We start from the raw sequence: 6,000 nt of genomic DNA, 5'->3' as shown, positions 1-6,000 counted from the left end.
TCGACACCTCGGAGAGCACCATCTACCTGGCGATGAGCATGATCTTGCTCCATCGGCTCACCGGGCGCCCGCCCTGACCCTTTTCAGACACCCTCTAGGGGCAGCAAATCGGCGGTCGACAGGGCCCGGACGGTCACCCTTGTAGCATCGTGGTGGGTTCGGGGCGGAGTGTTCAGTCGACGTGGACGCCGTGGGCGCGAGCGAGTCCGTCCAGGCCGTCGGACCAGCCCTGGCCCACGGCGCGCAGCTTCCAGGCCGGGGCGCCGTCGACGATGTGCCGATAGAACTCGGCCACGACCATGGCCCTGATGTTCGGATCAGCCGGTACGGAGAAGTGCCAGGCGGCCCCGGTGACGCACCTGGCGTCAAGGACGGCCTGCGTCAGCGCCCCGCAAGTGAGCCCAGTGTCGACGTCCATGTTGATGGACACCACCACACGCTCGACGCGTGGGGGCAGGGCGGCCAGGTGCAGCGCGGCCCGTTCAACCAGGCGCGGACCCTCGGGCTGTTTGCCCAGCAGGCGGACGGCGCCGTTTGCGGCGGTCGGCTGGTTGTAGAAGATGAAGTCCTCATCAACGGCGACGAGCCCGTCCGCGCCGGTCAGCAGCAAGGTGAGATCGGCGTCCGAGCCGGCGAAGGTGAAACTCACCACCAGCCCCTGCTGCGCGATCTCGGGCAGCACCACCGTCTGCCCGGCGACCCGGGTGGCCGACGGCTGAGGGGCAGGTGCCGGGGGAGCCGGTTTCCGCTCAGGCCACGGCGCCGGGGCCGCCTGACGCTTCCACTCGGCGAAGGGCGTGATCTGGTAGGGGTCGGCAAGTGGCCGGGATGGTACGGGGTTGGCGGCCAGGTCGGCGTCGAGCCGAGCCAAGGAGGGGGCGCCGGGTTCGGATTCGTCCTGGGCGTTGTCCAGCAGGGCGCGCAATCCTGGCAGGCGATCGACGTCGACTGGTTTGATCTTGCTGGAGATGTTGCCGGACGCCGTGGTGGTGATCGAGCAGGTCACATCCTGCCCGATGTCCAAGAAGCGCAGCGCGTCCTGCGGATCCGACCATCGGACGGACTCGATCGCCTGGCGGGTCCACCGGCCGTAGGCGACGATGCCGAGCCGCCGAGTGTCGGGGATGCGCGTGAGTACGGCCAGGTCGATCGCCGCGATGCCGGGTGCGGTGGCGAGGGCCTCCTTGACGGTGGCGATGAGGTTGGAGCCCATGATGGTCAGCCACCACAGCATGCGATCGCGTTGGGTCAGTTTCTTGAGGGTGGGCCGCCCGCTGGGCGTCAGGCCGGGGGACTGGTCGGGCAGGGTGTCGAGATCTTGCTGGCGCATCACCACCGATAGCACCGCCCCATCGACTCCGACGGCGCAACCGGCCGCCGGGTTGTCGGCAACGGCCGTGTTCACTGCCTCGCACACCACCTCTTCATCGTTGCCCACCAGAGCCTGCCACCAGTGCGCCGCCTCGGCCGCCAAGTGGTGGTGCACCTGCCGCAGGCGTGCTTGTTCGGTTGCCAGGTAGGTGGCCGCGTCCTGCTCAGCCGCCTGTTTGGCGGCGCTGCGCGCGTTTCGCGCCAGCCTGCCCACTCCTTGCAGATGGAACGCCAGCGCCTCGGCTCGCGCCCAGGCCGGTCCGAGATTCGGAGGCGTGGGGACGGCGGGCGGGGCGGCCGTGGGGAAGTCTTGGAGGTGGACGCTCGTGGATTGGCGGCGCAGCTCCTGCAATTCAGCGATCGCCGCGGCGCGCTGCGCCTCCTGCTGGGCGCGTTCGGCCTGCCGCCGGGCACGCTCCAACTGCGCCGCCGACGGAACAGTGGATCGACGTGCGGGCGCCCGCCGCGTGGTCGTGGTCCGGCGGCGTCCGCCGCTGAGCGAGGTCGAGGCGTAGAAGGGCCCCATGCCGCTGGAGATCCGCGTTCCACCGGAGCCCATGCTGATCCGCGCGGCCCGAGGACCGACCGACGTGCGTACGCCACGAGTCGATACCCGTACGCTCATCCCCGGCACACCGACGCGAAAACCAAATCCCATGATCCCTCCCGTCCCGGGAGTCTCCCATCCTCGCTGCAACGGGCGTTCGGCTCTGGCCACAATCTGCCGTGCGGCGTCGGACGGCGGCGAGGTCTCGGCCCTGCCGGGACGACATCCGCGTGCTGCTGCGAGACCGACTTGGCGGATTGATCCACTGAATTGCCGGTCGGGCGCGAAGTCGATGTTGTATAGCGGGACGACACGGCGTTCGGCATGCCCAGTATTTGACGTCGCCGCAGCCGCCGTCGGCGCCGACAACGACCTCGAATTGGAATGTGAAAGCGGCTGGAACAAAGCCAACTGAATCGGAACCCGACGTCGGGTACGCATCCGGCGAGCGGACTGGGCGTGCAAATGGGCCCAAAAACACTGACGGGCAAACGTGATCAAGCCTGTGTTTGCCCAGGTCAGGGCGGGTGCGCCGTCAGGGACTTGAACCCCGAACCCGCGGATTAAGAGTCCGCTGCTCTGCCAATTGAGCTAACGGCGCCCGTCTGCGGGGGCTCCGGCCTTGGCCGGTGTCCCTCGCGACAAGAAGAACAGTATCAGCACCTGCGGACCAGCGCGAACCGGTTAGTCCTTGATCGGCAGGACGCTCATCATGCCCCGCCACAGGGCGATCGCGGTGGCGCGGGAGCTGACGCCGAGCTTGGCGTAGATCCGGTTGACGTGGTTCTTGACCGTCTTCTCGCTGAGGAAGAGCTGCCGGGCGATCTCGCCGTTGGAGCGTCCCGTCGAGATCAGGTCCATGACCTCGGCCTCGCGGGCGGACAGCCCGAGCGAGGCCCGGGACGCGTCGCGCACGCCGCGGATCAGGTCGCGGACGGTGAAGGAGCCCGGGACGAGGTGCCCGCACGCGCCGCCGCGCAGGGCCGTCTCGACGCAGCCGTCGTCCGGAGGGGCGTGCACGAACACGCGGGAGGCGCGGCTGAGCGGGGCCGCGTGGCCGGTGCGCGCCGCGTCCGCGTCCAGCAGGACGATGTCGGGACGCAGGCGCGCGGCCAGGCCGACCGCGTCGGCGCCCCCCGCCGTCTCGGCGACGACCTCGAGTTCGTCGCTGTCCGCGAGCAGGGACACGACCTGTGCCCGGACGCGGGGGTCACAGTCCACCACGAGCACGCGCAGTGGAGCCGTTTCGTCGACACTCATCCGTAAGCCCTTGGGGTGTCGTTGGCATGGATAAGATCGGAGCATAACCGTCCGATCACCCGGAGCCAACGAACCGCGCCATGAAGAAGGCGTTCGGGTCACCTTTCGCGGGACGGGCGATGATCTTTCCGCGAACGCCGGACGGGCCCGCCGGACGCGTCCGGCATGATCACGCGGGTCCCGGCGGCCCCGGTGCGCGGTGGGAGAAACCCTTGTAAAACCCCGTCCCGGAGTAGGGAATGACCACTCCAGGCGAGCGGAACGCGCCGGCCGGTCACCGCGATCCGGCGGGTTCTTAGTCACTTCCTGCCCAATTCGCCGCATACTCGCTGGTTGGTCAACTCAGGTCTTTTCGATCGTCAGTTTGGTGGTTAGCATCACGCTGCCAGGCCATTCCCCGCCGGTGCGGCGATGCCGGCATCGGGCCCGCGACCCGGTACCGCCCCGACGGCCTGACCGCTCCCCGACTGACCGAGAGGACCCCGCCTCCATGTCCAGACGCATCCTCGGCGTGCTCGCCGCCACGGTGTTCGGTGCGGCGACGGTGACCGCCACCGCCGCCACCGCGTCCGCCGCCCCGTCCGTGCCCGCCCCGCCGAAGGTCGCCGCGGTCGACTTCACCGGCATCGTCGCCCTGAACAACTGCTCCGGCTCGCTGGTCCGGACGCCGACCGCCGCCGACACCGACCCGGCGCTCGTGCTCACCAACGGGCACTGCTACGAGGGTGGCGAGCCCGGCGCCGGACAGGTGATCACGAACCGGGCGTCCAGCCGCACGTTCAGCCTCCTCGACTCCACCGGCCAGCGCAGCCTCGGTACCCTGCGCGCGACGACGCTGCTGTACGCCACCATGACCGACACGGACGTGGCCCTGTACAAGCTCAGCACCACCTACGCCAAGATCAAGCAGTCGTACAACACGCCGGCCCTGCAGCTGTCGACCGACCACCCCACCACGGGCGCCGACCTGCGCGTGGTCTCCGGCTACTGGAAGCGGATCTACTCCTGCCGCCTGGACGGCTTCGCCTACCGCGTCCGCGAGGCCGACTGGACGTGGAAGGACTCGCTGCGCTACACCTCGTCCTGCAACGTCATCGGCGGCACCTCGGGCTCGCCGGTCATCGACGCCGGATCCGGCAAGGTCGTCGGCGCGAACAACACCATCAACGAGAGCGGCGGCCGCTGCACCCTCAACAACCCGTGTGAGGTCGACGAGCAGGGCCGCGTCACCGTCCGCGCCCACATCGGCTACGCGCAGCAGACCTACATCCTGGCCGCCTGCATCGCCCCCGGCAGCGTCCTGGACACGAACCGCCCCGGCTGCCTCGTCCCCCACCGCGCCAAGGCCCTCACGCACTAGCAGCCCCCCACCCCCGGGCCGGGCCGCCCAAAGCACTCAGAAGGGCCTGGTCATCCCTCCGGATGACCAGGCCCTTGCCATGCTGAGACGGCCTGGCTGCGGCGCTGTGTATCCCGTTCGCATATCTCCCTGTGTCGACTCGTCTTCGAGGGAGAGAACATGCGGAATCGGATGGCACGCGCCCTGGCCCTGCTGGCGGCACCCCTCGCGTACGCGACCGCCGTCGCCCCGGCCCATGCGGCCGTCGCCGCTCCCGTCCATTACAAGGTGACCATGATCAAGGCCACGGGCGGCGCGACCGGGAACATCCCGTACGCGATCAACGCCGCCGGCCATACCGCGGGCCTGGCCTCGTTCCCCGGTCAGGGCAGCCAGTCCGCCTACCTCGGCACCAGCCCGACGCAGCTGACCAACCTGCTCGGCATCGTGTCCAGTGACCCGAGCCTGCTGAACGCGACCGCGGCGTACGGCATCAACTCGTCCGACACCGTCGTCGGCACCGCCTACAACACCCTGCCGATACGGCAGGCCCCGGTGGTCTGGCGCAATGGCAAGCTGACCGACCTCGGCATCCTGCCCGCCGACGGCTACGTCCAGGCGCGGGCGATCAACGACGCCGGCCAGATCGCCGGCAGTGGCCTCGACAGCGGCAAGGCGTGGCTCTACCAGAACGGCCAGACCACCTTCCTCCCGCCGCTGCCCGGCGGAAACGCGGCCGAGGCGTTCGGCATCTCCGCCGACGGCCAGGTCCTCGGCCTGTCCTCGACCTCGCACGACACCAGCCAGGCCTTCGCCACCGTGTGGCGCAACGGCACCCCGACCAGCCTGGGCTCGCTGCCCGGCAGCACCTGGTCGGAGGCGCACGCCATGAACTCCTCCGGGGTCGTGGTCGGCGCGGCCGGGGTCGACGGCGGCGAGTTCGCGCCCCGGCACCCGGTGATCTTCTCGGGTGGCAAGGTGGTCGACCTGTGGCCGGACCTCGGCGGCAGCACGTCCGGCGCCGCCCAGGCGATCAACAAGGCCGGGACGATCGTCGGTGACGGCCGCGGCGGCTGGGTGTACAGCAACGGCGTCCGCACCGACCTGGACACGCTGATCCCGCCGGACACCGGCCTGCGGATCAGCGCCGCCTACGGCATCAACGACGCCGGCCAGATCGCCGCGACCGCCGTCGACCCCTCGAACAGGCACAACAGGCTGGCCGTCCTCCTAACCCCCGACACGAACTGACCGAGCACGGAGCCGCTCACCTGCAGCCGACTCCATCGTGAGCAGGCCGGACGTGGAGAAGCCCTGGGCATTCATAGGAACGCCCAGGGCTTTGCGAAGAAAGGTGCCTGCGTGCGGTTCTCATTCGCCCTTCGCCGGCAAGCGCGTCCCGCTCTGGAGCCCGCCGTACCCGGCGAGCCGTTCTGCCCGCTGACGGGGCCGGGATTCGCTCCGCTTATCAGCGGTGAGGGCT

General features: G+C 69.7%; 4 protein-coding genes and 1 tRNA gene. 2 read left to right on the top strand and 3 right to left on the bottom strand.

Annotation, left to right across the window (positions count from 1 at the left end; translation table 11 throughout):
* Positions 1–172: 172 nt before the first annotated feature.
* The 3 genes from E1291_RS20025 to E1291_RS20015 all read right to left on the bottom strand — a co-directional run bounded on the left by E1291_RS20025 (position 173) and on the right by E1291_RS20015 (position 3,178).
* Positions 173–1,897: a TerD family protein gene (locus E1291_RS20025; protein WP_207400826.1), complete on the bottom strand. Its 1,725-nt coding sequence runs from the start codon at positions 1,895–1,897 to the stop codon at positions 173–175.
* Between the two features lie 549 nt (positions 1,898–2,446).
* Positions 2,447–2,519: transfer RNA gene (locus E1291_RS20020), tRNA-Lys, on the bottom strand.
* An 83-nt stretch (positions 2,520–2,602) separates the two neighbouring features.
* Entirely contained in the window at positions 2,603–3,178 is a 576-nt protein-coding gene (locus tag E1291_RS20015) for a response regulator transcription factor (protein WP_131739359.1), read from the bottom strand.
* 490 nt (positions 3,179–3,668) lie between these two features.
* On the opposite strand from E1291_RS20015, the gene E1291_RS20010 reads away from it, so the two are divergent.
* Together E1291_RS20010 and E1291_RS20005 are read left to right on the top strand one after the other, a co-directional pair.
* Complete coding sequence (locus E1291_RS20010; protein ID WP_131739358.1) at positions 3,669–4,538, top strand: S1 family peptidase; 870 nt, start codon at positions 3,669–3,671, stop codon at positions 4,536–4,538.
* Positions 4,539–4,697: 159 nt separating this feature from the next.
* A complete protein-coding gene (locus E1291_RS20005) occupies positions 4,698–5,768 on the top strand; it encodes a hypothetical protein (RefSeq protein ID WP_131739357.1) in 1,071 nt (356 codons plus the stop codon).
* Positions 5,769–6,000: the final 232 nt, after the last annotated feature.

The sequence above is a fragment of the Actinomadura roseirufa genome, from assembly GCF_900659635.1.
In the GTDB taxonomy this organism is placed as follows: domain Bacteria; phylum Actinomycetota; class Actinomycetes; order Streptosporangiales; family Streptosporangiaceae; genus Spirillospora; species Spirillospora roseirufa.
Note: the sequence above shows the minus strand (reverse complement) of the source record. Positions and strands in the feature narration are given on the sequence as shown.